19 protein-coding genes are annotated in these 24,718 nt (G+C 48.0%); 11 read left to right on the top strand and 8 right to left on the bottom strand.

What is annotated here, in order from left to right; genetic code table 11:
• Window positions 1-127 precede the first annotated feature (127 nt).
• The 6 genes from OXN25_14485 (at window position 128) to OXN25_14510 (ending at window position 8,804) form a co-directional block, all read left to right on the top strand.
• Complete coding sequence (locus OXN25_14485; GenBank protein ID MDE0426061.1) at window positions 128-1,456, top strand: hypothetical protein; 1,329 nt, start codon at window positions 128-130, stop codon at window positions 1,454-1,456.
• A 109-nt stretch (window positions 1,457-1,565) separates the two neighbouring features.
• A complete protein-coding gene (thrC, locus tag OXN25_14490; protein MDE0426062.1) occupies window positions 1,566-2,798 on the top strand; it encodes a threonine synthase in 1,233 nt (410 codons plus the stop codon).
• Between the two features lie 112 nt (window positions 2,799-2,910).
• The gene (locus OXN25_14495) at window positions 2,911-3,480 is read left to right on the top strand and encodes a Uma2 family endonuclease (GenBank protein MDE0426063.1); all 570 of its coding nucleotides are present in this window, start codon (window positions 2,911-2,913) and stop codon (window positions 3,478-3,480) included.
• Window positions 3,481-3,507: 27 nt separating this feature from the next.
• Complete coding sequence (locus tag OXN25_14500; GenBank protein MDE0426064.1) at window positions 3,508-5,919, top strand: AAA family ATPase; 2,412 nt, start codon at window positions 3,508-3,510, stop codon at window positions 5,917-5,919.
• Window positions 5,920-6,008: 89 nt separating this feature from the next.
• Complete coding sequence (locus tag OXN25_14505; GenBank protein ID MDE0426065.1) at window positions 6,009-7,553, top strand: 9-O-acetylesterase; 1,545 nt, start codon at window positions 6,009-6,011, stop codon at window positions 7,551-7,553.
• Window positions 7,554-7,661: 108 nt separating this feature from the next.
• A complete protein-coding gene (locus OXN25_14510; GenBank protein MDE0426066.1) occupies window positions 7,662-8,804 on the top strand; it encodes a mandelate racemase/muconate lactonizing enzyme family protein in 1,143 nt (380 codons plus the stop codon).
• Window positions 8,805-8,811: 7 nt separating this feature from the next.
• On the opposite strand, the gene OXN25_14515 is transcribed toward OXN25_14510, so the two are convergent.
• A complete protein-coding gene (locus OXN25_14515; GenBank protein MDE0426067.1) occupies window positions 8,812-10,296 on the bottom strand; it encodes a hypothetical protein in 1,485 nt (494 codons plus the stop codon).
• Window positions 10,297-10,459: 163 nt separating this feature from the next.
• Between OXN25_14515 and OXN25_14520 the strand changes: the two genes are divergently transcribed.
• The 5 genes from OXN25_14520 (at window position 10,460) to OXN25_14540 (ending at window position 16,190) form a co-directional block, all read left to right on the top strand.
• The gene (locus OXN25_14520; protein MDE0426068.1) at window positions 10,460-11,629 is read left to right on the top strand and encodes an L-rhamnonate dehydratase; all 1,170 of its coding nucleotides are present in this window, start codon (window positions 10,460-10,462) and stop codon (window positions 11,627-11,629) included.
• A 1-nt stretch (window position 11,630) separates the two neighbouring features.
• Window positions 11,631-12,584: a peptidyl-prolyl cis-trans isomerase gene (locus tag OXN25_14525; protein ID MDE0426069.1), complete on the top strand. Its 954-nt coding sequence runs from the start codon at window positions 11,631-11,633 to the stop codon at window positions 12,582-12,584.
• A 4-nt stretch (window positions 12,585-12,588) separates the two neighbouring features.
• Window positions 12,589-14,259, top strand: coding sequence for a tetratricopeptide repeat protein (locus OXN25_14530; protein ID MDE0426070.1), 1,671 nt, complete (start codon window positions 12,589-12,591; stop codon window positions 14,257-14,259).
• Window positions 14,260-14,580: 321 nt separating this feature from the next.
• Window positions 14,581-15,000 carry a hypothetical protein gene (locus OXN25_14535; protein ID MDE0426071.1) on the top strand — a complete coding sequence of 140 codons (420 nt, stop codon included), beginning with the start codon at window positions 14,581-14,583 and terminating at the stop codon, window positions 14,998-15,000.
• A gap of 449 nt (window positions 15,001-15,449) precedes the next feature.
• Window positions 15,450-16,190 carry a cytochrome P460 family protein gene (locus OXN25_14540; protein ID MDE0426072.1) on the top strand — a complete coding sequence of 247 codons (741 nt, stop codon included), beginning with the start codon at window positions 15,450-15,452 and terminating at the stop codon, window positions 16,188-16,190.
• A gap of 84 nt (window positions 16,191-16,274) precedes the next feature.
• Here the strand turns inward: OXN25_14540 and OXN25_14545 are convergent, their stop codons facing one another.
• The 7 genes from OXN25_14545 to yiaK form a co-directional block, all read right to left on the bottom strand.
• Window positions 16,275-18,041, bottom strand: coding sequence for an alpha-amylase family glycosyl hydrolase (locus OXN25_14545; GenBank protein MDE0426073.1), 1,767 nt, complete (start codon window positions 18,039-18,041; stop codon window positions 16,275-16,277).
• Between the two features lie 85 nt (window positions 18,042-18,126).
• Window positions 18,127-19,056 carry an Ig-like domain-containing protein gene (locus OXN25_14550; GenBank protein MDE0426074.1) on the bottom strand — a complete coding sequence of 310 codons (930 nt, stop codon included), beginning with the start codon at window positions 19,054-19,056 and terminating at the stop codon, window positions 18,127-18,129.
• Window positions 19,057-19,519: 463 nt separating this feature from the next.
• Complete coding sequence (locus tag OXN25_14555; GenBank protein ID MDE0426075.1) at window positions 19,520-19,918, bottom strand: hypothetical protein; 399 nt, start codon at window positions 19,916-19,918, stop codon at window positions 19,520-19,522.
• Between the two features lie 3 nt (window positions 19,919-19,921).
• Window positions 19,922-20,752, bottom strand: coding sequence for a hypothetical protein (locus OXN25_14560; protein MDE0426076.1), 831 nt, complete (start codon window positions 20,750-20,752; stop codon window positions 19,922-19,924).
• Window positions 20,753-21,233: 481 nt separating this feature from the next.
• Complete coding sequence (locus OXN25_14565) at window positions 21,234-22,082, bottom strand: fumarylacetoacetate hydrolase family protein (protein ID MDE0426077.1); 849 nt, start codon at window positions 22,080-22,082, stop codon at window positions 21,234-21,236.
• A complete protein-coding gene (locus OXN25_14570) occupies window positions 22,083-23,207 on the bottom strand; it encodes a Gfo/Idh/MocA family oxidoreductase (GenBank protein MDE0426078.1) in 1,125 nt (374 codons plus the stop codon). It lies immediately after the preceding gene.
• Window positions 23,208-23,414: 207 nt separating this feature from the next.
• Window positions 23,415-24,425 carry a 3-dehydro-L-gulonate 2-dehydrogenase gene (yiaK, locus tag OXN25_14575; protein MDE0426079.1) on the bottom strand — a complete coding sequence of 337 codons (1,011 nt, stop codon included), beginning with the start codon at window positions 24,423-24,425 and terminating at the stop codon, window positions 23,415-23,417.
• Between the last annotated feature and the right edge of the window lie 293 nt (window positions 24,426-24,718).

A 24,718-nucleotide genomic window follows, 5' to 3' on the forward strand; every position in this document is an offset into this window, starting at 1 on the left:
ATTTCGCAGCTATATTGATCACTGCTAACAAAATGTAAACACTACGTAGTTATTTGCTAAGAGTCTTTTGGTTCCCAGATGCTTCTTAACTTATAACTTATAACTTATAACTGACAACTATAAACAGATGTTAAATTACGGATTGGTAAGCACAGCAATAGGCGAAGATCGGGAGCAATTGACTGAAGGCGTGCAGCTCCTCGCGGAAATCGCACATAAGCATCGTGTTCCGGTCACGTGGGCAACAAACACCAAGTCTGTCCAATTTATCGCTAAGTTGCTCACGACATGGCACACGGAGAATGGTGATGCACCTTTGCTGGTACTTGATACCAAACCAATCTGGGATGCGAATTGGGAGACAGAACAGACAGCGAACCGAGGTAATAGTACAGAAGCTATGGCATCGCATCTCGTTACGATGCGGGAAAAACTACCAGAATATATCACCAGGGAATGGGAGCGGTTCAAGCGGGCGATACCTTGGGCAGAACCGAGTGTCGCTGGAGCAGCCTTCAAAAATGATGTTTTCCTCCATGCGCTTGAGCAGACCGGGTTTCGAGGACTTTGGGGGTATCACTGGAACCAAGCAGGTGTTGATGCTACAGATACACGGGCATCCAAAGCGGAACTCGACCGTGGTGGCTTTGGGTGCTTTTATCCGTTTGAGGCTTCAACCTCCATTGATACTATTGTGGCGCGAGATGACGCTACTGAAAACGATGCTAAGCCATTTAAGAAAATTGTTGGCATCCCATATTATACCGCTGCGCACCTCGCAGAAGATATTCATAATCTTCGGGCCGCGCTCTTAACAGAGACGGCGAAGAAGCATTACGATATTTATGTAAAAAGCACTGCATGGAATCAATGGCTCGGTTATGTTGAGCACATTGACCCTTTTACCGTCGCACAACTCGGACAAGACGGACTCGGACGGTTGGATGCCTATTTCGCGTACGTCGTTTCCGATAAGAACACAAAGCCGGTATTGCTTTCTGAAATCGTTGACGATTATGCAAACCGTTGCAAGCGTACTGAACCGACCGCTATTATAGAAACGGTTCCGACAACACAGAACGAAACTGATGCGCCAAAGTCGGCGTTAAGAATGTTCTATTACGACGCCGCATGCGAATTGACCTTCGCTGAAGGGAATATGGAGCCCATTGAAATCAAAAATTATACTGGCGAACGCGGGGCGCGGTCCGTCACACAAAAACCTGCGCTCACGGGATTTTCGCCGACGCGGCACCGGACAAAATTACATATCGCTATCACAGTAGAATCAACAAGGGCGATGCCTTACGGGATAACTGTTTGGGGTGACCATGATGGATTACAATTAACTGAGTCTAATGCCGATGATGTCAGATGGATCGGTGAACATCTACTTTTTATCCGTCTCACATTACAGCCCGGAAAAAACGAGTTTAACATTCAGTTGTCGATTTAATTTTTTATAGCGAACCGCGGACCGCGAACCGCTCTTCGCGATACGCGGTCCGCGGTTCGCGATACGCGGTCCGCTAAAACCCTGATAACTATTCAAAAGGAAGAAGATAATGGAAAAAGTATTGGGCCTCAGATGCCGCGAATGTGATAACACGTATCCAAAAGAACCGCTTCACGTTTGCGAATTCTGTTTTGGGCCACTGGAAGTAGACTATAACTATGAAGAGATACAGAAATCTATCTCAAGGCGTTCAATAGAAAATGGACCAGAAAACTTGTGGCGTTATGCCGACCTCCTGCCAATAGATGGGGAACCAACTGATGGCGACAACACAGGATTTACACCGCTCATTCGGGCTACAAATCTTGCCGATGCACTCGGTGTCAAAGAACTTTATATCAAAGACGATTCCGTCTGCCACCCGACACTCTCCTTCAAAGACCGCGTTGTAGCGATTGCTTTGAGTAAGGCGAAGGAATTCGATTTTGACACCGTTTCCTGTGCCTCTACCGGAAATCTTGCAAATGCTGTTGCTGCGCACGCCGCTATCGCAAAACTGAATTGTTTCCTCTTTATTCCGGCGGACCTTGAGGTCGGCAAAGTCGTTGCGTCCCTCGTTTATGCCCCCACCGTTGTGGGTATCACTGGAACTTACGACGAGGTCAACCGGCTCTGCAGTGAAATTGGAGGCGTTTATCCGTGGGCATTCGTCAATATCAATATCCGACCCTTTTATGCTGAAGGATCGAAAACGCTCTGCTTTGAAGTGCTCGAACAACTTGGATGGAAAGCACCTGCACATATTGTAGCACCTGCTGCTGGCGGTTCTCTCATCACAAAAATTGGTAAAGCAATTAAAGAATTTCATCTTTTGGGATTAATAGACAAACCGAACACCAAAATCCACGTCGCCCAAGCGGAGGGCTGTGGTCCCATCGTCAATACATACAAAGAAAATGGCGATTTTGTAAAACCTGTAAAACCGAATACGATCGCTAAATCACTCGCGATTGGTAATCCCGCCGACGGTATCTATGCCGTTGATACCGTCCGCAACTCCGGCGGGGTTGGTGAACACGCCACCGATCCTGAGATCGTAGAGGCGATCAAACTCCTCGCTGCAACAGAAGGTATCTTCACTGAGACCGCTGGTGGTGTTACGCTCGCCGCAACAAAAAAATTGATAGACAGCGGACACATTGGACGAGATGAATCGATAGTTATCGCTATCACTGGCAACGGACTCAAAACCATTGAGGCACTCCAAGATAAAACCGATAAACCCTATACCATTCCCCCGCAACTCAACGCTTTTCGGAAATTGATGACAGAGATTGATTAGACTTCAGTTGAAGATTGGCGGGTAATTAGGCGATAGGCTTGTTACCTTTCCTATTCAAAAGTGTTTAGACCTTTGCACACTGCTGGCTTTACTATATGGAGGGATGAAGGGCATGACACAACAAGAAATCCACGAGGTTGAGCAAGGGATACGTCCTCCAGAGAGTATCAAAATGACGTTGGAGGAGTTTCTTGAGTATGATGTAGAAGGATATGAATACGCTAACGGAGAATTAGTGCCAATGGCACCGCCATCAAGAGAACATGGTGAAATTAGTATCAATATTATTCGATACTTAGACGCGCATGTGTATCAGAATAAACTCGGCCGCTTGTACACGGCAGAGACAACATTTCAGGTTAGGGAACGGACGGTAAAACCGGATGTCGCCTTTGTTTCAACTGACCGATTGACCGGGGATAAAACAAAAGGTTTTTCTATACCCCCCGATTTGGCAGTTGAGGTTGTTTCTCCGTCAGATGTGCAGTCTCGTATTGCCGAAAAAGCACTCGCGTATTTAAAGGCAGGAACACCTCTCGTCTGGGTTCTGGAACCTGTTACCAAAACGGTAACGGTCTATCGTTCTGAGACGGACATTGAGACTCTCACGCGTGAGGATACACTCACCGGTGAGGATGTCGTCACCGGATTTTCCTGCCTGGTCGCACATCTGTTTGAATAGCGCACTCTACTATATGGATCCGGCAAAATGGAAACATTGCAGGGTATACTCGAACGTATCGTCTATGAAAACCCTGACACTGGTTACACAGTCGGGCGGCTCTCGGCGCGCGACCACGTCGAACTCATCACTGTCGTTGGTAACTTAGCATCTGTCAATCCAGGTGAAAGCCTTCTCCTCCAAGGCGAGTGGGTGGACAACGCAAAGTATGGTAGACAGTTCCAAATCGAGAAGTACGAAACCATCCTACCCGCAAATGTTGTCGGATTAAGGAAATACCTCGGCTCGGGATTAATCAAGGGCATCGGTCCGAAGATGGCGACACGCATCGTTCAAAAGTTCGGCATGGATACCATGGATATCATTGAGCATGCCCCTGAAAAGTTAGCGCGTATCCCTGGTATTGGACGACATCGAGTGAAAATCATCAAAGAAGCGTGGGAGGCACAGCGCGAAATTAAAAACGTTATGCTTTTCCTCCAATCCCACGATGTCAGCACAACACACGCCGCAAAGATTTACAAAACTTATGAAAACGACGCAATCGCTGTAGTCACGGAGAATCCGTATCGGCTCGCTGATGATATTTACGGCATCGGGTTTGTAACTGCCGACACAATCGCCCAAAAACTTGGCATAGATAAGGACGCGCCACACAGAGTGCAAGCGGGAATCAAATACGTTCTCAGCCAAAAGGCGGATGAAGGACACGTCTTTCAACACCACAACGAGCTTGTTGAGGCGTGTCAAACCATGCTTGAACAGGAAGCCGAAGCGATTGAAGATGGTATCCATGTCCTCACTCAAAAAGAAGAAGTGATGGTCCCCGACTTTACAGACCCAATGCACGCTAACGAACAGGTCAATGTAGGTGAACCACAGGAAGGATATGAAATTAGCAATCAGGAGAGTAGCGGTCAGCAAGATAGCGGTCAGCAGGAGGACTTTAGAGCAGACACAGCAGTTTTGCAGCCCACACCTGATAGCCGACAGCCGATGGTTTCCGACAGCCATTCCGCCATTTACCTTGCACCTTTTTACTACGCTGAACTCGGTGTCGCAAACCAGTTCTTAAGACTCCTATCTAACGAAGGACAAGACCTCAGTTACAGAGACACAAAAGCGTTGTCATTTACCACTGATGCAGTCCTTACCGAGTTAGAGCAGGAGATGGGGCTCCGTTTCGCACCGCAGCAACGCGAGGCGATCCGGACAGCGATGACAGCGCGGGCGATGATTCTCACTGGCGGCCCCGGCACTGGTAAAACGACAACGACCGTCGGGATGATTCGCCTGTTTGAATCACAAGGCAGGCACATCACCTTAACAGCACCCACCGGCCGAGCCGCGAAACGTCTCAGCGAAACAACCGGCGGTGAAGCCAAAACCATCCATCGGCTTCTTGAATTCTCTCCACAAAATAACGGATTTAAGCGAAATCGCCAGAACCCGTTGGACACAGATGTCGTCATCGTTGACGAAACATCTATGGTAGACCTTGTTCTGATGAATCGCTTGATGCAAGCCATCCGCCCGAGTACGACCCTCATCTTGATTGGCGATGTTGATCAGCTCCCCTCTGTCGGTGCGGGCAATGTTCTCAAGTCGCTCATTGATTCGCAGAAGATACCCGTTATTAAACTGACTGAAATATTCCGTCAGGCACAAGAAAGCATGATTGTCATGAACGCCCATCGCATCAACAAGGGTGATTTTCCAGAACTCACTGGCGAGGCTGACCGAAATTTCTTCTTCATAGAGGAGGAGGATCCAGACGAAATTGTTGAATTGATATGTTCTCTCATTTCTGATCGGCTACCGCAACACTACGACTACCATCCCATAGATGACATCCAACTCCTGTGTCCAATGCGACGCGGAGCACTTGGTACTGAAAGTCTCAACAAACGCCTTCAGGAAGTATTGAATCTTGAATATACTGCTCCAGCAACAATCCACCCGTTGGAGAAAGCGCGCTTTGGTCCTCGTGCCAGCAAGCAGGTATCGCAGTTTTCCGGTCGATCTCGCACGGCTGGCGGTTTCCGCATCGGCGATAAGGTGATGCAGGTCCGCAACAATTACGATTATGACGTGTTTAACGGCGATATCGGGAGGGTTGTCGCAATTGAGCACATTGACAAAAAAGTTCGCATCCAGTTCCCTGACAAGCAGGTGGCTTACGATACAGCAGACCTCGGCGAACTCGTCTTAGCCTATGCCACAACGATTCACAAAGCGCAAGGCAGTGAGTATCCCGCAGTTGTTATCCCCTTGCATACACAGCACTATCTCATGTTACAACGGAATCTCCTTTACACCGGTATCACCCGGGCAAAGGAGCGCGTTGTGATTGTTGGGACCAAACAGGCACTCGCTATTTGTATTCGTAATAATCAAGTGATGGAGCGGAACACTTACCTTGCCGAACGTCTTCAATAGCCATCATTCGTTAGTTATCAGGAAAGGACGATGCTTTTTTCTCAAAACTAACAACTTAATATCCTCTAAAAATTTGAAGGAGCAAAAGTATGAAGCGAATTACGCTATCTCTTATCGGTTTTCTCTTACTCTTCACACAACCCTTTGTGCATGCCGAGGTTACCCTGCCACGCGTTATCGGCAGCAACATGGTACTGCAACGCGACATGGAGGTTCCCATTTGGGGGTGGGCATCCGCAGGCGAAGAAATCACGATAACCTTCAGTGCCGAGGACGAAAGGAACGAATCCCTTTTCTCAACTACAGCGGTTGCTGACACAGGGGGCAACTGGCGCATCAAATTACCTGCGATGGCTGCAGGCGGCCCCTATATACTTAAAGTCAGCAGCAGTAACACCCTTGAATTGACGAACATCCTTTTCGGAGAAGTTTGGGTCTGCTCCGGGCAATCGAACATGCAGTGGTCTGTGAGTGCCTCAAAAGACAGTGAGGCAGAGATCGCCGCAGCGAACTATCCCAATATCCGACTGTTCTATGTACCGAGAGTCCCCTCAGGACTGCTTCAGAATGATGTAGAAGCGGACTGGGACGAAACCACGCCTGAAACAATCGCCAATTTCTCCGCTGTCGCTTACTATTTCGGACGCAAACTCTATAAAAACCTTGATGTACCCATCGGATTAATCAACACTTCGTGGGGTGGTACCCGTATTGAACCATGGACACCACCTGCCGGTTTCGCCAGTGTTCCTACCCTTGAATCTATCTCCAAAGAGATTCAGGAGGCACACGAAACTTATCGCCAGCAGCTTCCACAGAAGATGAAGGATATTGAAGCGTGGATAGCCGAGACACGGAAAGCATTAGAAACAGAAGCACGCCTTACACAGATGCCTGATAATAGACACTCTTTGAGACACCAAGCGAGACCCACCGGGCTGTACAACGGTATGGTGCATCCGCTTGTCCCTTACGCTATACGCGGCGCACTCTGGTATCAAGGTGAGTCGAACCTTCGAGACGGTATGCTCTACCACGAGAAAATGAAAGCACTCATCAACGGATGGCGCGAGGTTTGGGGGCAAGGCGATTTTCCCTTCTATTTTGTTCAACTCGCGCCGTTCAATTACGGCGGGCGGAATGCCAGCCCATTTTTCCTGCCCCAAATTTGGGAGGCACAAACAGCAACATTGTCTGTTCCAAATACGGGCATGGCTGTAACAACGGACATCGGTAACCTCAGAGACATCCACCCGCGAAACAAGCAGGAGGTCGGGAGACGACTTGCGTTATGGGCACTTGCAAAGACATACGGCAGGGAAGATGTAACTTACTCCGGTCCACTCTACAAATCAATGGAGATAGCGGGAAACACAATTCGGCTCAGTTTCGACTCTGTGGGTAGTGGACTGATGGCACGAGACGAGAAACCTCTCACATGGTTTGAAATTGCAGGTGAAGACAAGCAATTCGTTGAAGCGCAAGCAATGATTGATAGCGACACGATCATCGTTTCCAGTGACACCGTTGCAAATCCGGTCGCAGTCCGATTCGGTTGGCATCAAAGTGCTGAACCCAATTTGGTAAACAAGGAAGGGCTACCTGCATCACCGTTTCGTACCCATCCGTGGTAATTGGCGGTTGGCGGATAGCAATTAGCGGTTAGCGAATTCCTAACGGCAAATAGCGGATTGCTGAGAGTGGAGTGCCCTGATTGCTAATAGCCGACGAAGGAGAAAAAAATGAAAATTACTGCTATTAAAACCTTTATGGCACGCTTTGGTAACCGACCCCGCGGACTCATCAAAGTAGAAACAGACGAAGGACTCTATGGCTGGGGTGAAGCCTACTCCACAGGTCCAGACCTGTCTGTTGAGCCTATTGCTGATTACATTTTTGAGATGATTCAGGGCGACGATCCGAGACGGATTGAGTATATCATGATGAAACTGCATCAGCAGTTCCGTTTTCCAGCCGGTGGTGCTGGACTTGCCGTCATTTCCGCTGTTGATCATGCCCTTTGGGACATCAGTGGGAAGGCAGCGGGTTTACCAGTCTACATGCTCCTCGGTGGGCATGCCCGGGATCGCATCCGTATCTACCGTGGCATCGGGGGTAGGGATGGCATTGAAGCCGCCGACCAAGCGCACAAACTCCATGAAGAGTGGGGGTTCACTGCGTTCAAGACCAGTCCTTATCAACTGGATCCCGATGCAAATCGGTGGGGACGCGTCTGCGATGCTGCTGCTACCTATTTTGAGCAGATTCGAGAGAATACACCGACAGAGTGGGAGTTTGCCTTCGATCCACACGCCAAGATCTTTGAACCGATTCGAGCACTGCAACTGGCAAATGCCCTCGCGCCTTACGATCCATATTTCTACGAGGAGCCACTCCGACCTGAACATATCCCCGCATGGTCACGCCTTCGTGCCCAGATGCAAGTCCCACTTGCAACGGGAGAGTCTCTCTATACGCGTTTTGAGTTTCTGGACCTCATTGCCGGACAGGGTGCCGACATCATTCAACCAGACATCTGTGTTTGTGGAGGATTGTTGGAGATGTGCAAGATCGCTGCGATCGCCGAGGCACACTATGTGAGCATTGCCCCACACAATCCGATGGGACCGCTGGCAACTGCAGTCAATGTTCACTTCGCCGCGGCAACCCCGAACTTCAAAATTTTGGAGTATCTCTTGCCGACTGAAACGGAATGGAACGACTGGGTAGATGAACCCTATCTACCAAAAGATGGCTATTTGGAGTTACGGAATCGCCCCGGCTTGGGTGTGGAGGTAAACGAAGCAGCTATCATGGATAACGAATACATCCATTGGCAACGCACCTGTCCCATCCGTCCAGATGGTTCAACAGGTTATATTTAGTTATTGGCTATTCCATTGATAGCCGATTGCTGGCTGCTATATACGCTTGTAGATGTTTCAACGCGCTTCCATTATCCATTACAGACCTTGCACGCGCGAGTGCCTCTTCCGGTTCTGGACAGATTCCCAACAGGTAGTCAACCATTGCTGTGTTCAGTAGGATCCTATCGTAGACAGGTCCTTTTTCACCCGATAGTGCTGCCACGCCTGCCTCCGCAAACGCTTGCGCGCTGACAATCTCTGGACGTGGACTTCGGGCATAGTTGAATCCGTAAATCTCCGGATTTATGTCCATCGCGAAGTCTTCACGGACACCCCTCACACGGCGAAAACCTTGCGAATAGTTGATTGCCATTCTGTCGGATGTAGAGGGTTTTCCGAGGCGCAGGGCATAATGACTCGATCCCTCTTCACCCTTCACAGCGACAGCGGCATCAAATCCGCGTTCCCACGCCAGTTGCAGGAGCGGTTTTTCGTAACCGATATGGTAGTAGCCGAGTACCATATAGTTTGCTTTTCGCGCTGAGAAGAACTGTTGTGCCTTCTCGGTTGCTGCCCAGGGTGGACGTTTCTTGATGTGCACCCGTAGTTCTCGTAAATCATAAGCAGCTGGGCAATACTCTCGCTGGCTGACATATCCGAAACCGACTGACTCGTCAGTAATTAGTGATGCCGTCTGCGTGAACGAGAGACATATGTTTGCACCGAGTGCTGTCAAAATAGCCTCTTCTGTTACACCATTTTTTGGTGGCATCGCGTCTACACCGTGAAGGAGTGATGCTTCGCCGAGTGCTGCACGCACGGCTGCGACAAAGAGGGTCGGACGAAAATAGCGTGTCGCGCCGTCGTAAGGCTGTCCGAAGTGGGTGAGTGAGGCAACATCAATCGGTTGGACGGCTTCCGGTCCGAAAAACGCATCAAGATAGCCGCGTACTTCCTGATATGTTTCGCGGTTCATCCGTTGTCCTATCAATGCAGCACCTTTAAGTGCTGGATTTACTTCGTCGCTAAGGATGGCTTCGCACATCTCACGGGTTTCAATGTGACTTAGATGTTTGGCGCGTAAAATCTTTTCCAATGCGTTCACGACAACTGCCTCTGTTGGGTTCCGTGGCGCGTATCCGTCATCGGGATTCATCAAATATTGGATCTCAGGTGGTAGTTGTTCTGTGAGTGCTGATTGATATTTACGGAATGCAGCTGCTTCCGCTGGGCTCCATTGTGTTGATTTCGGGAAATAGGCGCGGAGCGTCATCGCTGCGAAAAACGCGCCCATCTGTGCTGCTGATGCGGTCTCTGTTTCCGGCAGTCCGTCGGATATGGATTTCAGAATCGTTTCAAGGATCGGCTCTGGTTGCGGTGAATCTGAGGGGTTTATGCCTAACGGACGTGTCTGATGCGGTCCCGTGCAAACTCTCGCTTGTGCCTCAAGTAGGTCTGTGTTGGGTCCTGGATATACCGGCGTGTATGTATGAGGAGCAAAATCTTCCATTATTACAAGGTCCTCCAAGTTGACTTCAATCGTATTTTTGCAGTACATCTCTATTATACTCCATATAGGTGTTTAAAACAAATAGGTCTTACGAACCCTCATGGACATTTGAATTAAATACCTATCTATGCTATCATGCTGTAAACTCTGAGTGGAGCAGAAGATGAAAATAAAAGACATACAGACAGTCCTAATTGACGTGCCACCGCGCGAAGGCGAACGCACACAGCCGCGTCGCGATGCGTGGAACGTCCATGCTGAAGTTGCGAATCCGATGTCGCGTTATCCGCAATACAAACGCCACCGTTCCAGTTGGATGCCGAAGTGGGATACCGTCTATGTTAAGGTCACTGCCGAAGACGGTACTTGGGGCATCGGTGAAACCTCCTTCGGAACGCCTGTTGCGGCGATTATTGATGAGCACTTCGCGCCGATGCTGATTGGTGAGAATTGCTTTGCTGTTGAAAAGATTTGGGATATGATGTTTCGTATGTCCAAACCTTACGGATCGCAGGGTTTGACCAGTTGTGCAATCAGCGGTATTGACATCGCCTTATGGGATCTAATCGGGAAAATTAAAAACCAACCGGTCTATGAACTCCTCGGTGGTCCTGTACGTGAGAAACTCTTTGCCTACGCTACGGGTAATGATACCGATTGGCAGTTGGAGTTGGGATTCAAGGCGGTGAAGTTAGCGTGTCCTTACGGACCCGTGGATGGTGAATGGGGTTTAAAAGAAAATGAGAAACTCGTCGCGGAAACCAGAGAAACAGTCGGGGATGATGTTGAAATTATGCTGGATTGCTATATGGCTTTCGATGTTGATTATACTATCCGTTTGGCACAACGTCTTCGCCCCTATCGCCTCAAGTGGATTGAAGAGTTTCTCATTCCCGAAGACATTGACGGTTTGGTGAAAGTTCGAGAGGCTGTCGATTGGGTGAGTTTGGCAAGCGGTGAACACCACTACACTCGGTTCCCATTTCAACAGATTATTGAAAGACGATGCTTGGATATTTTGCAGCCGGATACCTTCTGGGTGGGTGGTATAACCGAATGTGTTAAGATCTGTCATCTTGCCGATGCCGCTGGTTTGACGGTTATTTTTCACGGTGGTGGACTCCGACAATCTGGACTCCACCTTTCTGCTGCTATGCCGAATACGCCATGGGTGGAATACTACCTCGGTGTTCCGCCAGGGGTGCCTTTGGAGGAAACCAAACGCTTTGAAGGCGAGTCTCTCCCAACGGAAAGTTACATCTCTCCAAATGACGGTCCGGGACTCGGTCTTCACATTGAAGAAGAGTGGCTAACGCCGAGGAATCCGCGCTAATATGGTACGTTTGGTCGTCTTTTTGTTTTTGCTCTGTATGACCAGCAGGGTAGATGCACAGATCCTAATTGATACTGTCATCGCGGTTGTTAGTGGAGATGCCGTTACGCGCAGCGAACTCGAAAATGAATTGGGTATCGCTGCTATCATGGAGTCCTCTATTATTACTAATGATCGAGTTGCGCTTGGTGCTATTATTAACCGCAAGTTTGTTTTACAAGAATCTAAGCGACTCGGCATTGTTGTCGCCGAGCCTAACGGGCGCGTAGCGGAAAAGATAGCTGAAATTCGTAAAAAATATGATTCGGATGCAGCGTTCCAAACTGTTTTACAACGGCATAGGTTGGAAGACGAAGCACTTAAAGCGTGGATTTATGAGCAGCTGGTCTACGATGAATTTTTCCGTCGCATATTTTTCAATGCTCTCAATAGCGCAGAGATCGCAACGTTAGCCAAGTCTTACTATGATGCGAACAGTGCCGAATTTATTGTGCCACCCACGATTATCCTTAACGCGTTGTCTATCGTTATACCGAAGGATGCTTCAGAAGCGGAGAAGCAGAGAGCCGAAGGTACGGTGCAACAACTCTATGCTCGTTTGCAGCAAGGCGAAACATTTGAGACTGTACGTGAAGTCTATGAGGCGCAATTAACTATTGAACTTGAGGTGTTGACGCTTGCGGCAGACACGCCGTTAGGTGTTATTGCAGCCGAGTTGTCGGATTCTGATCGGAGTGCTCTCCTCCGTATTTCAGATGGATATCAGATTGTTGAACGCATCCAGAACAATCCAGCGCGCCAAAAGACTTATGAGGAGGTTAGTGAGGAGATTATCGACCGGATTCAGCAAGAGAAAGCAGAGGCGGAATTCACAGCATGGTTAGTCCAACAGAGACAAGAGGTAAGTTGGCACATTTTGGGCGACGCACTGGACCAGGAGAACACGACGAAGTGAGCAGATGCGGAATTATTATAACCTACCCCTCACGGAAAATAGAGAGATAAAGCGGAACGTTCTAACAGAGAAATGGCATCTATTTTTTCTGGGAGTTCTCCTATTTTTGTTTACTACGACAACGTTTGGAGATCTCTTATCCAACGATATAACGAACTATCCGAAGCCATTTCAGAAGCGGTTAAAGGATGCACAGCGGGCATTCCAGGCAGAGGAGTGGCGCGAGGCACTCCAATTATATCAACGTCTTACCGAGGAAGCACCCGAATTTCCAATTGTCCACATCGGAGTGGGGGATGCCGCTGCAAAGTTGAAGGATTATCCCACCGCTATTGCTGCTTTCCAACGCGCCTTGCAACACCTCTCAACCGAACCACAAGGCAATATTACAAAGTCACGCCTACGGGTTATAGTTCAGGCTAAACTTGCTGCTGCATATCACCGCAACAAGGAGCTTGACGAGGCTGATACGTGGTTTCAAAAAGCCGTCAAAGGTACTGGTGAGGACACACCCGCGGCGTGGTACGTCGCTTTGGGACAGATTGAGACGGAGCGTGGGAACTTAGAGCAGGCGCGCAGATATTATATTGTTGCTGTCCAACTGCACCCGGACACGACTGCTGCCTATAACAACCTCGGGCATGTGCTTCTCAAGCTCAATCGGATTGACGAAGCCGATGCCGTTTTTAGGGAGGCACTCGCGCAAGATGAGACGCTTGCCAGTGCAGCGTTCGGACGTGGTAAAGTCGGTTTAAGGCGTGGACAGCTCACGATTGCTCGACGTTTTTATGAACGTGCTGTCCGCTATGCACCGCGCGAACCGGTATTTCACGAGTCACTCGCAGATGTTCTACGCGATATAGGAAACGCCAAGGAGGCGAAAGCTGCTGAAACGCGCTATCGTCGAACGCTTGCTGAACGCTATCTCCGTCAGGCGCATTGGTTCATTCAAGAAAAGCAGCTACGACCTGCCTTAGTGCCCCTGCAGAAGGCACTTGATACGGATGACACGTTTACGCCTGCCTTGAAAGATTATGCCTATGTTCAGATGCAGCTCGGTGAATTGACAAGTGCTAGGCGGTCGTATCAGCGTGTCCTTACGATAGAGCCGACCTCACGTCAGGCACTTTTACATCTCGGTATAATAGAAGCAAAGCTTGGAGATCAAACAACGGCTGTATCATACTATCTTACACTCATTCAGCATGAACCTGATTTTATGAATGCCTATGTGCAGCTTGCAAACTTGCATGAGAGCATCGGAGACTTGGAAGCTGCTGGGCAGGCTTTGACAATGGGAATACAGCACGAACCGACGTGGGCACCCGGGTATTTGTGGCGTGGAAAAATTTATCAGAAACAGGGAGCATCTGATATGGCGGAGACCGATTTTCGTCGTGCAGTCCAGCTCGCACCGGATGTTTCGTTTCCAAAAGAGGCGTTGGCCTCCTTGCTTGCATGGGAAAATAGGAAGCTTGATGAAGCACTTACCCTTGCTGAGACGGCTGTCAAAAGCGATGGGCAACCCGCACACCGTGCCACACTGGCACTTGTTTATCACCGTCTCAACCGGGTCCTCGATGCTGGACGTGAAATTGAGGCTGCCTTTGCCCAAGCCCCTAATCATCTCTATATTCTTAAAATTCGCTCAGAAATCCTAAAAACTGATCCATAAAGGCGATCTACGAGAGCACTAAGGATGCTATTTTCAATCTCGACGATATACATTGTGGTCCAAACTGTCAGTCTGTGAGAGGTCCTGCGCAAACTAACAGTTTGCGCTACAAGTAGAAATCTTTTATTTAGCTCAGGTTTTTTACATTTTTTATTGCAAATTAAAATGTAATATTGTATAATTTACCCAAATTGTATGGTATATGGATTTGGAGAGGCACTCTCTGACGTGATAGGCTTATTGCTTTAAAGCCTCGGTAGGACAGGTTTGCCACTCTTCCTTAACTTCTTACTTTAGGATATAGAATAAGGAGCATTAACAATGTTAAAATTTCAGATTCTTTTAATTGCTATTTTGGTTAGTTGTCTCGCCTTTGTATCTTGTGAAAGGGCACAGCAAGTTATGATGCCTGCTACCGATGAAATGATGCAGGATGGCAGTCCGTCAGAAGACATGATGGACGATCATGACATGATGGATGACGGCATGATGGACGACGGCATGATGGACGATCATGACATGATGGATGATGACATGATGGATGACGACATGATGGATGACGGCATGATGGATGATGACATGATGGACGACGGCATGATGGACGACGGCATGATGGACGATCATGACATGGCAGACGACAGCATGATGGACGATCATGACATGATGGACGATCATCACATGGCGGACGACGACATGATGGATGATGACATGATGGATGACGACATGGATGATGCCCAATAGTGTTATGTTGTTTCACGATGTTTCTAAAAAGGGATCGGTACCCGTATTCTGGTTACTGATCCTTTTTTATGCTAAATCTTCTCGGGAATACCGAGAAGAGCATTTTGTGGGCGCGAGGGCCCCTCGCCTATCCTTAGAAAGCATGCCCAATTATTTATCATCCTCACCATAAATCGCCTTGGAAAAACCCAATTTTTCTTGAAAGTAAAATGAAAGTATGTTATAATCTAAGGTGAAGTTGTATGATACTCGGTTCTGAAGATCAATACAATGAAGTAGGCAGACTTTGTTTTTTAGTCTGCAGATCTTCTTAAACTTTAGACTCCTTAATTTTAGATTTTCGGTACGATTTTCTAATTTCAGTTCTTCGCCTAAATTGGGCAAGAACCTTGAAACTAAAGAAATTTGCTTCTTAAACTCTTACATTAGCAAGGATAACCAACATTTTGATGACAATAAAATTTCAGACGGCTTTGATTGCTGTTTTAATCGGTTGTGTCACTTTCGTATCCTGCGAGAGAGCGCAGAAAGTCTTGAAACCAGCTACCGATGAGATGATGACTGTTGATGATATGGTAACCACCGATGATATGGTGGATATGATGGATATGATGGATAGCATGATGATGGATATGATGGCACACAAGTCATGGGCACACGTTATGCTTCCGGCACCAGGCCCGCAAGAGGCAGCTACGACCCCCGCTGAGACAGGGGCAGCTCACAATCCACCGCCGATAGACGGGGGCGCGCTTACCGCACGCACTGTTTATATCAACGATATCGGTGCTATGGCGAATAAGGCGGGAGCAGCAGAATATCCAGCTGGTACCGTAATCGTCAAGGAAATTATGGATAAGACCGAAACGTTTGTCGATAAAGTCGCCGTGATGATGAAAAGCGACGATATGATGTATGCCGGTCACAATGGATGGGTCTACAAAAAATATCTTCGCGCCAGTGCAGATGATCCCTATATGCAGATCAGAGGATCCGACCTTGAAGATGCAGGAAATGGCTGCCACGGTTGCCACATTGGAGCTACGAACGACAGCGTTTTCGTCTCGCTCCCCATGGATGACATGATGATGGATGATAGCATGGCAGACATGGCAGACGACATGGCAGACATGGCAGATGATACGACAGCAGACGACATGGACGAAGCTAATGGTGGTAATGCCCAGTAGTTTTAGCCCATAACACTCCTAAAAAAGGGATCGATAGCAACATTCTGTTGTTGTCGGTCCCCTTCTTATTTTCTACACTACATCTCAGACGATAAACGCTCCACTTTGAGCTGGCAATGAAATACTTATGGAATCCTCTGATACTGTCACAGGGTTTCCATTGAGGCGATCTTCCAAGGCAGGAGCGGTCTTTGAATCACGATGATGCCCCAATGAAATTGGGAGATCGATCGTCTGAGAACGCCGACTCGTATTCAAGGCGATTAGGATAGAATCCGTTTCTGAAGTGCGCAGATACGCGTAAGTCCCTTTCTGAACGTTCAGATGAACAATCTTTCGCAAACCAGAAGCAAGCACTGAAAACTGTTTCCGTAGTGCCCCCAAACGTCGGAAGTAACCTAATAAATCTCTGTCCGCTTCATCCCCCCACGACATTGGCAACCGTGCCTCCTCAAAACGCCCGAGTGGGTTCCGTTGTGAGACTCCTGTCTCCGTACCGTTGTAGATTACAGGTGGTGCGGGAAGTGTAAAGAGTACCAATGCTGCTAAGCGCACCTTTGCTTTATCCTCCCCCGCCAGGTAGAGAATACGCGTCATATCGTGGTTGTCTAAAAAAGCAGGGAGTGCGAAGTCTTTGGGGAAATAGGTCTCGTGTGCGGCTAAAAAAGCCTCGAATTCCAATAAGGTTGAAGTCTCAAGAACAAAAGTTTCCCGCAGCGCGTCCGCAAGCAAAAAGTCAAGACACCCGTCGAAATGTGGAACATAAGACGCTATCGCTTCTGAATGACTAACCACTTCTCCAAACAAGAAAGCGTCAGGATTCACCGTTTTACAAGCTTGACGGAAATCTGCCCAAAATGTGTGTGGAGGACCTGGTGCATAATCAAGCCGATAGCCATCAACGCCTTTGCGTAGCCAATGCTGTGCGCATTCCAGTAAATAGTCACTTGCCGGTTTATGCTTTAGATTGAGTTGCGGCATCCCCTTCACGCCGAAGAAACTTGTGTATTCGTCGGGCCACCGCTGCCATGTATACCACCCCCGATATTCACTGTTTGGATCGCGTTGTGCTGCCTGAAACGTCGGATGATGGTTCGACCAATGATTGGCGACAAAATCAAGGATAACACGCATGTCGCGCTGATGTGCTTTTTCAATGAGTTCTATCAGTTCTGCGTTCGTACCGAATCGGGGTTCAACAGTGTAATAATTTGTTGCATCGTAGCCGTGGTGGGTCGGGCTTGCAAAGAGCGGTGAGAGCCACACAGCATTGCAACCGAGCGATTGAATGTAGTCAAGTTTCTGAATTGCCCCGCGAAGCGTGCCACCAAAAAACCCAGAGAGGTTTGTTGGTTTCTTCCACGGTGCGCCGTCCCCCGGATAGAATCGATCAAGGAAGATGTGATAGATAACAGCATCCCGGACCCAGAGCGGGGTGTCGTAATCGTCCACCGAAATCGCAAACTCTGTTGCTTCCGAAAGGACTCGCGCTTGGTTATCGGCGAAGACCCAGTTATTTGAACCCAAAACATGTCCACCAATCTTATAGTGCACTATTGCTCCGTTTGGTTGCGGCGGAATTTCTCCGTACCAATGGCGGACATATCGCCATTCAAGTCTATTCCATATCGATTCACTTGGCGTGAGTTTGAATATTGTTTCTTCACCATTTGCATTCATCCAACAACGAACTGAGTCGTAAGCGATGCCACCGGAGGTCGTTACATGGACAGTAATTGGTCGGTTCGGCTTCGGACGCATTGGCGATAATTGATGAAGGTGTTTGATACCTACCAAACTGCTTTGATATTCGGCGATACGGTTCTTGAAATCTCTTTGCGTGCCAAACATAGGCACCTCCGCCGGTTTGTAGTATTTAGAAAATAAAAAAGCCGTGTAACGGGTACACGGCTTTTTGACTTCTTTAACGGTTTGCTTACTTGTCGCCCCAAGCGCGCCCACGTGGAATAATTAGCAGCTGTCCTGCACGCAGTCTTGTCCGATCAAAAATGTAGGCATCTTGGTTGGCGGTAACTAACCGTTCCCACATCTCAGCGTTATCAAAAATCTCAGGACGTGCAGCGATGCGCTTCAGAGCAGCTTCACCGTTATCTTCCTGAATATCTTCTTCCCGGACATGATATTTGTAAAGGACTTCAGGACTGGTGATACTGAAACTAAAACTGTGTGAATTTTCGAGGACATTGCCAGCCATGTCAGCAGCACCAGAGACGGTAACGGTATACATACGGCCAGCACGCATCGGCATATCGGATGTGAAGGTCACAGAATCCCCGCTTCCGGTAACCGTGCCTGACAGGGTTCCGTCCATCGGTTCGCTCATCGAATCTTCGGTTTTTGTGACGGCTACATCCACAGTGACACTGTTACTGTCAATCGGTTCGCTAAACGATACAGACACGCTATTCATCACGTCGAGTGAATCTTCGTATTCAGAAAAAACTGTGCCGTCTGTCGGTTCGTTCATTGTCACAGTCGGCGGTGTCGCGTCGGTATAGGTAAATTGCTGTGAGAGCGTGACGGGTACTTCAGGTTTTCCCTTGTTGGTAACAACGACAGTCACAGATTGCCCTGCCGTGCCGCCGGGGGTCACTGCCGTAATTTGTGTTTCACTGGGGACAGTCACACTTTGAGCGTTTATACCGTTAAACGTTACAGTCACACCGTTTTTCATGTCAAATTTTTCGCCGGTAATCTGGACGGTTGTCCCACCCGTTTCGGGTCCCTGTGTCGGGTTCATTCCCATGGGTACCGGTTCAGGATTACAGCCAGCACAACCTGCCATCCACGCGCAGGCAATCGTGAGGACAGCCAGCACGGCTATGTTTCTGGGTTTTGTATTCATTGCTTCTCCTTTTACTTCCGGCAAGTACTGAAGCCCTGTCCGGACCATTTTGACTGAAATAATTCCTTGTCACCTGATACTTTGTTTGTCTTGAAATTAGTATATTCTTTCGTTGTTGTCAGTTTGTGAGCGCGTGATTCATTGTGAATCCACACGTACAATAAATTGAACGACAAGTGGATTTTAGAATTCCAAGAAGAATTCCCGAATATGTTGAATTTCCTTCATAACCAATCCAACCTACGATTCATGAACGCAAACCTAAAACAGCACTGGTAGTCTGTCACATCTAAACTGACAGGTAGTTCGTAGTAGGGCAATTCATTGCCCGTTTCAGACGTGCGATAAATCGCACTACTACGAACTTGACCTCAAATTCGAAGTTGACGAAATACTATACTACACCGTAATCCACATTTTTCAAACGGACCCCAACAGTGAATGCAAGGTATCGCTACTGCTGTTAACTATCGCGGACCCAAGCAGAAGCACTATGGTAGTTTCCATCCTGGTCATGTCCAGATATAGTACTTGAAGCAGACGTTTTACTCATATCACGGTGCCTTCCCGCGGCAAAAAGACTGTCAAATACAGTTCCTTGCGTGAAATTTTGATGTTTCTGGTAGGGAGGAGGTGTAGCAGGATTTGGAACGCTTACATTCAAAACATACCATCCGTTTTGCATTTCATACTCTCCGCTGGACACAGATGAGTAGGCAGTCGTTCTTGCTTTGCCATTGTGACGTCTTGATGCAGTAGCAGTAAGTGGACCATCTGTGTCAACATCTTGCTCTGCAAATGCCAGTAAGGATAAGTTTGCGACAAGCACAGGGGTGAGCAGATAACAAAATATTTTCTTCATAATTTACCTCCTTTGCAAATTCAGGAATTGATATGGGTCAATTCCCCCTTCAGGCATTTCAATGATGGTGATACCGGGCGGGACTATTCCATCATGCAAATCGGGGGCGTATTGTGCTACGTCTGGGCCTCCCAGCACATTTGTAGCGATTCGGTTCATAGTGCCATCTTCGAGTACCTCGTCGGCCCATCTAACGTAGGCAGTGTTGGGATAAATTGGGTAAACTAATCCACTTGTGGGTGAAAGTTGAACACCAAGTGTCCGCGAGCCTTCGTTCCAGAGTTTGATGCGCACCCGAGTCAGTAGTTCTGTGTTTTTGGCCCACTCTGGGTCATCAACATATAGATTTTCAACATGATCCCAAATGTTTGGAAGAGGAAAGTCTAATGGGATCTCCGGATATGGACCAAACCCAAATTGAGAGGCACGTTCCTTAGGTATCTTATTTTCTATTGTTAGAGGATCTTCTTCTAATGGAGATAGCACTTCGCTATCATTCACTTGCTCAGCTGGAGGCTCAAGTGAATCTTCTGGACTGTCGCCGTTGATTTTCTCAAGACGCACTACTTCTGTTTCTTCAGACTGGGGAAGTTCTTCTTTGCTGGACTGCGTATTCGCAGAATCTGCTTTCGCTGTCTCCAATTGCTGGAGAAACTGCTGAGTTGCCTCTTCGCGTTCTTGAGTTTCATGTTGAATACGTTGACTCCAAATATAACTTCCAATAGCAAAGATGAATACGCAAAGCACAAGTCCTCCAAGGAACAGGCGGTTTGAAAATAGGGAATTTAACATATCAGTTACCTCTTTCGCGATCAAGTTAGCTTTTTCTATCAATGGAACTTACGCCATTCATCAATAATACAATTTAAAAAATATGTAGGTAGTTCGGAATTCTAAATCTTTATCTTTTTCAAAAGGTATTGATAGTATAATTTAAAACTATTGTAACAGATGGAATGTTTTTTGTCAAGAAAAAAAGGATGAAACCCAGGGCCATTTAGTTTTAAGAGGTAAGTTTACTTACATAAAGCCTTCCCGTTTCCGGATGCCCGAATTTATTCGGGATAGCACACTTTTCCCGAACAAGTTCGGGCTTCCAGACCCAAATTGTCGGAAAACTGAATGGCCCTGGATGAAACCAGAGCCATTCAATTGTCGGTTTTTTTCACCATTCTCGCGGTGGCATCGCGAACACAAGCTCCTCCAGCAAGAAGTGCTTCAACAGAAAAATCAGAATTATTGGAAAATTGAATGCCTCTGGGATAAAACTTGATTCAAAAGTGAGTTCCAAGTGTTTGAAAAATACGAGAATGTCCTAACCGCGCCATGTTGTCCGTTTTAGAGGGTCGTGTACGGACACCGTTAACTCTGGGCCGAAACCTTCTACTGATAATCGGACTGTGTCTCCGTCCCCGACTGCCGTAAGTGCTTCGTGGTGTGTTCCCGTTGATACGACATCTCCCGGTTCCAGTGTTACCACGTTGGTTACCTCTGCGAGCAGTTCTGGGATGAAGCGTGCCATGGAATTGGTAGAGAAATCGTGTTGCAGGCCGTCGTTAATCCACAGTTGCACGCCGAGTGCGTTCGCGTCGTCCACTTCGTCAGCAGTAACGAGAGCGGGACCCATCGGTGCAAACGTATGCCAGCTTTTCCCTAAAAAGAAGCCGCCGGGCAATCCACGTGCGGAGACATCAATGAACTGCGTGTACCCGAATACGCAGTCTAACGCATTTTCTTCAGTGAGGTGTTTTGCCGTTTTACCGATAACAATCGCTAATTCCGGTTCAAAGTGGAAGACGGTTACGTCTGCCTCTGGCAGTTCGACTGTATCCGTTGTGTTAATGATGCCGGTTGGAGACTTCAGAAAGGCATTGAATTCGCCGCGAGACGGACTATCTGGTTCGATGTAGTTCCCTGCGAGGCAGACGAGTTGCCCCGGTCGCGGGACGGGTGCTTTGAGGCTGACGCTGTCCAAATCGACAGCAGATCCGTTTTCAACGGCATCTTCTATTTTCGGACATAGATTATCAAAATCCTCAATTACCATTCGTATCAGTTCTTGCGGCGTATGGTAAGAGATGCCGCTGAGGGCATCGTTGATGTCGACAATCCCGTCTTCTGTTAGGACACCGAGTTGGTAATCGTTAAAAAATGTGAGTTTCATTTAATTTGTGACTCCTATACTAAGACGTTTTACAAGCGGATGGCTCCGCTCCTTTAGTGGTAGTTGTACTTTTGTTCCACTGAAATGAGAAACGTAGGTTGCACTCACGCACTCAAGCGATGTAAGGGCATTACGTCCACCGAGTTCCGGTTGATTTTCGTTAAAAATAGCATCTCGTATGTTTTTGGCACTCCAGATGGTGTGGCGCGACTGCCACGCTTTTCCAGAGATTATGAACGCTGATGCGTCAAGTTCTATCTGTTCCCATGTGGGTGTATGTGCGGCAAACGATACATCAAACGGGCAGTACCACATTTCGTCTATACCGGTCTCTGGGTGTGGTTTAATCATCAATTGCCCTTCTGATCCGAGCAGGTGTGGTCCCATCATCCACCCGTGTCGAGGTTCGCGGCAGTAAAGTTCCATAATGCCGTAGGCACTATTTCCGCCGCCGATATGCACGAGCATCGTATCCCCCGCAACGATACCGTTATCACGCCGGTCGGTTTTACACAACTCACTGCTGTGCATAATGTCCGCCTCCGTCACGTCGTGTCCTTGATATGTGATATGCGCTTGGATCCAAGAGATACCGTTGAGAAAGAAATCCATCTCGTCAAAATAGTGGACTCCCATCTCCATCAACTCGAACCCGGCTTCGCGTCCTTTGCCGACTTCGCGTATGGAGCGGAGTTCGCCGATTTTTCCGGCGTCAATCAAGGATTTCGCGTGCCGGAAGAGCGGTGTAAAGCGGAACTGATGACTGACTGCCAGGTGCACACCTGCCTCCCGGCATGCCACGAGCATCTTGTCTGCTGTTTCTAAATCGACAGACAACGGCTTTTCACATAAGACGTGGATACCTGCTTGTGCGGCAGCAATCGCGATCGGTGCATGTAACGGTGCGTGTGTGCAGACGCTCACGAGATCGAGTGTTTCGCGTGCGAACATCTCCTCATAGTCGGTATATCGATGTGAGACCTCGTATTCATCGGCGCGATTGTTAAGTGCTTCACGGTTTATGTCGCACATCGCGACGAGGTCCACTCCTTCTAAGTTCGCATGCGCACCGGCGTGACTCCGACTAATTCCGCCACAACCGACAATCCCTGCTCGTAAACTCATGAGCTATATCTCCCAAGTTCAATTTGTACTAATGTAGCATGTGCCTTGAAAATTCCGTGTTAAGATGTATTATACGCCAATACCAAAAGAGTGCAAGCCAAATTTTTTACTTTTCCTTGCGGTTCGGTTAGATGGGTTGGTTTTTGGACGTTCCTTTACGTATATCCGCTTTCCACTTCGTTCCAAGCTATGCCTCTCGGGCTAATTTTAAGAACTGTTCATTTTCAACAACCCTTGCCACTGTGTCTCATCCACGAGGACCCCTTTTTCAAGGCTCTCTTGTCGTGTCCGTAACATGCCTTCCCCTGGATATCGCACACTTTCATTTTCATCTAAGGGGACTGATGTATGGAAATCGTCAATAATGGCTGTTACTTTCTCGTTCAAAGCTGCTTGTCCCATCATCCCAATGGCGTTCATCGCGATGTACACCTGAGAAACGGCGTATTCGGATCCCTGCTTTCCGATGTCGTGTGTGGCTTGTCCACCAGATATAAGGGATGCCATTGTATCGAGTACCAAAGCCAATCCGGACCCTTTCCAGTAACCGATAGGGAGGGCTCTCGCGGAGTCAAGAATTTCGCCCGGGTCAACAGTTAGCTCGCCATGGGTGTTGTATCCGCCGGGTAGAGGTAATTCTTTTCCTTGCAGCTGCAACACTTCTAACTTCCCGTTTGAGTACTGGCTCATCGCCATATCGAGCAGAATATGTCCACCTTCTCTCGGAATACCAATTGCCATGGGATTGTTCCCAATCTTTTTTTCTCCAGAACCCCACGGCGGCATGAGTCGGGTTGTGTTTGTCCAGCATATTCCAATGTGTCCGGCTTCTGCTGCCTGCAAAGCATAAGCACCGCCTCGCATCCAGTGATTTGTGTTTGAAAGCCCGACGCATCCGATACCGTGGATATTTGCGAGTTCCGTTGCGCGTTGCATGCAGAAATGTGCGTTAACAAGCCCGACCCCCATCTTGCCGTCCCACCGTTCTAATGCCCCGAAACTCTCGATTTTTTCTGGTTTTACTCGGAAGTTAATTTGCTTACTCTCCAGTCCAGCGACGAATCCGGGGAAGCGATTGAGTCCGTGTGAGTACACGCCATCCCGTTGGTTTTCAGCAAAGAGCCTTGCACATAACATTGCTCGCTCATCGGTAAACCCGACGCTCGCGAGCACACGATAAAGTTCGTCTTGTAAAGTTTGGAAAGGCACACGTTTCATATAATTTTTTATCCTCGTCAATTTATTAAATGTCATTATGCCTGATGCTTGAGAAAAATGCAAGATATTTCGTGTCTGTTTTAGAGTGGCCCAGCATTCCGTTTCACGATACTTGTTAGGTCTAAAGTGTTAAGTTTCCCTTGCGTAAAAGTGGATCGCAGTATATCATGCATGTACCGACACTAAAGTCCATCCATTAGATATAGCATGTTCACCACTAACTGAAAGGAGTGAGAAATGACCTCATCCAATATTTTGTTCAGGATTTTCAGTTGTATGTTTACATTTCTACT

Source organism: Candidatus Poribacteria bacterium (assembly GCA_028820845.1).
In the GTDB taxonomy this organism is placed as follows: Bacteria; Poribacteria; WGA-4E; order WGA-4E; family WGA-3G; genus WGA-3G.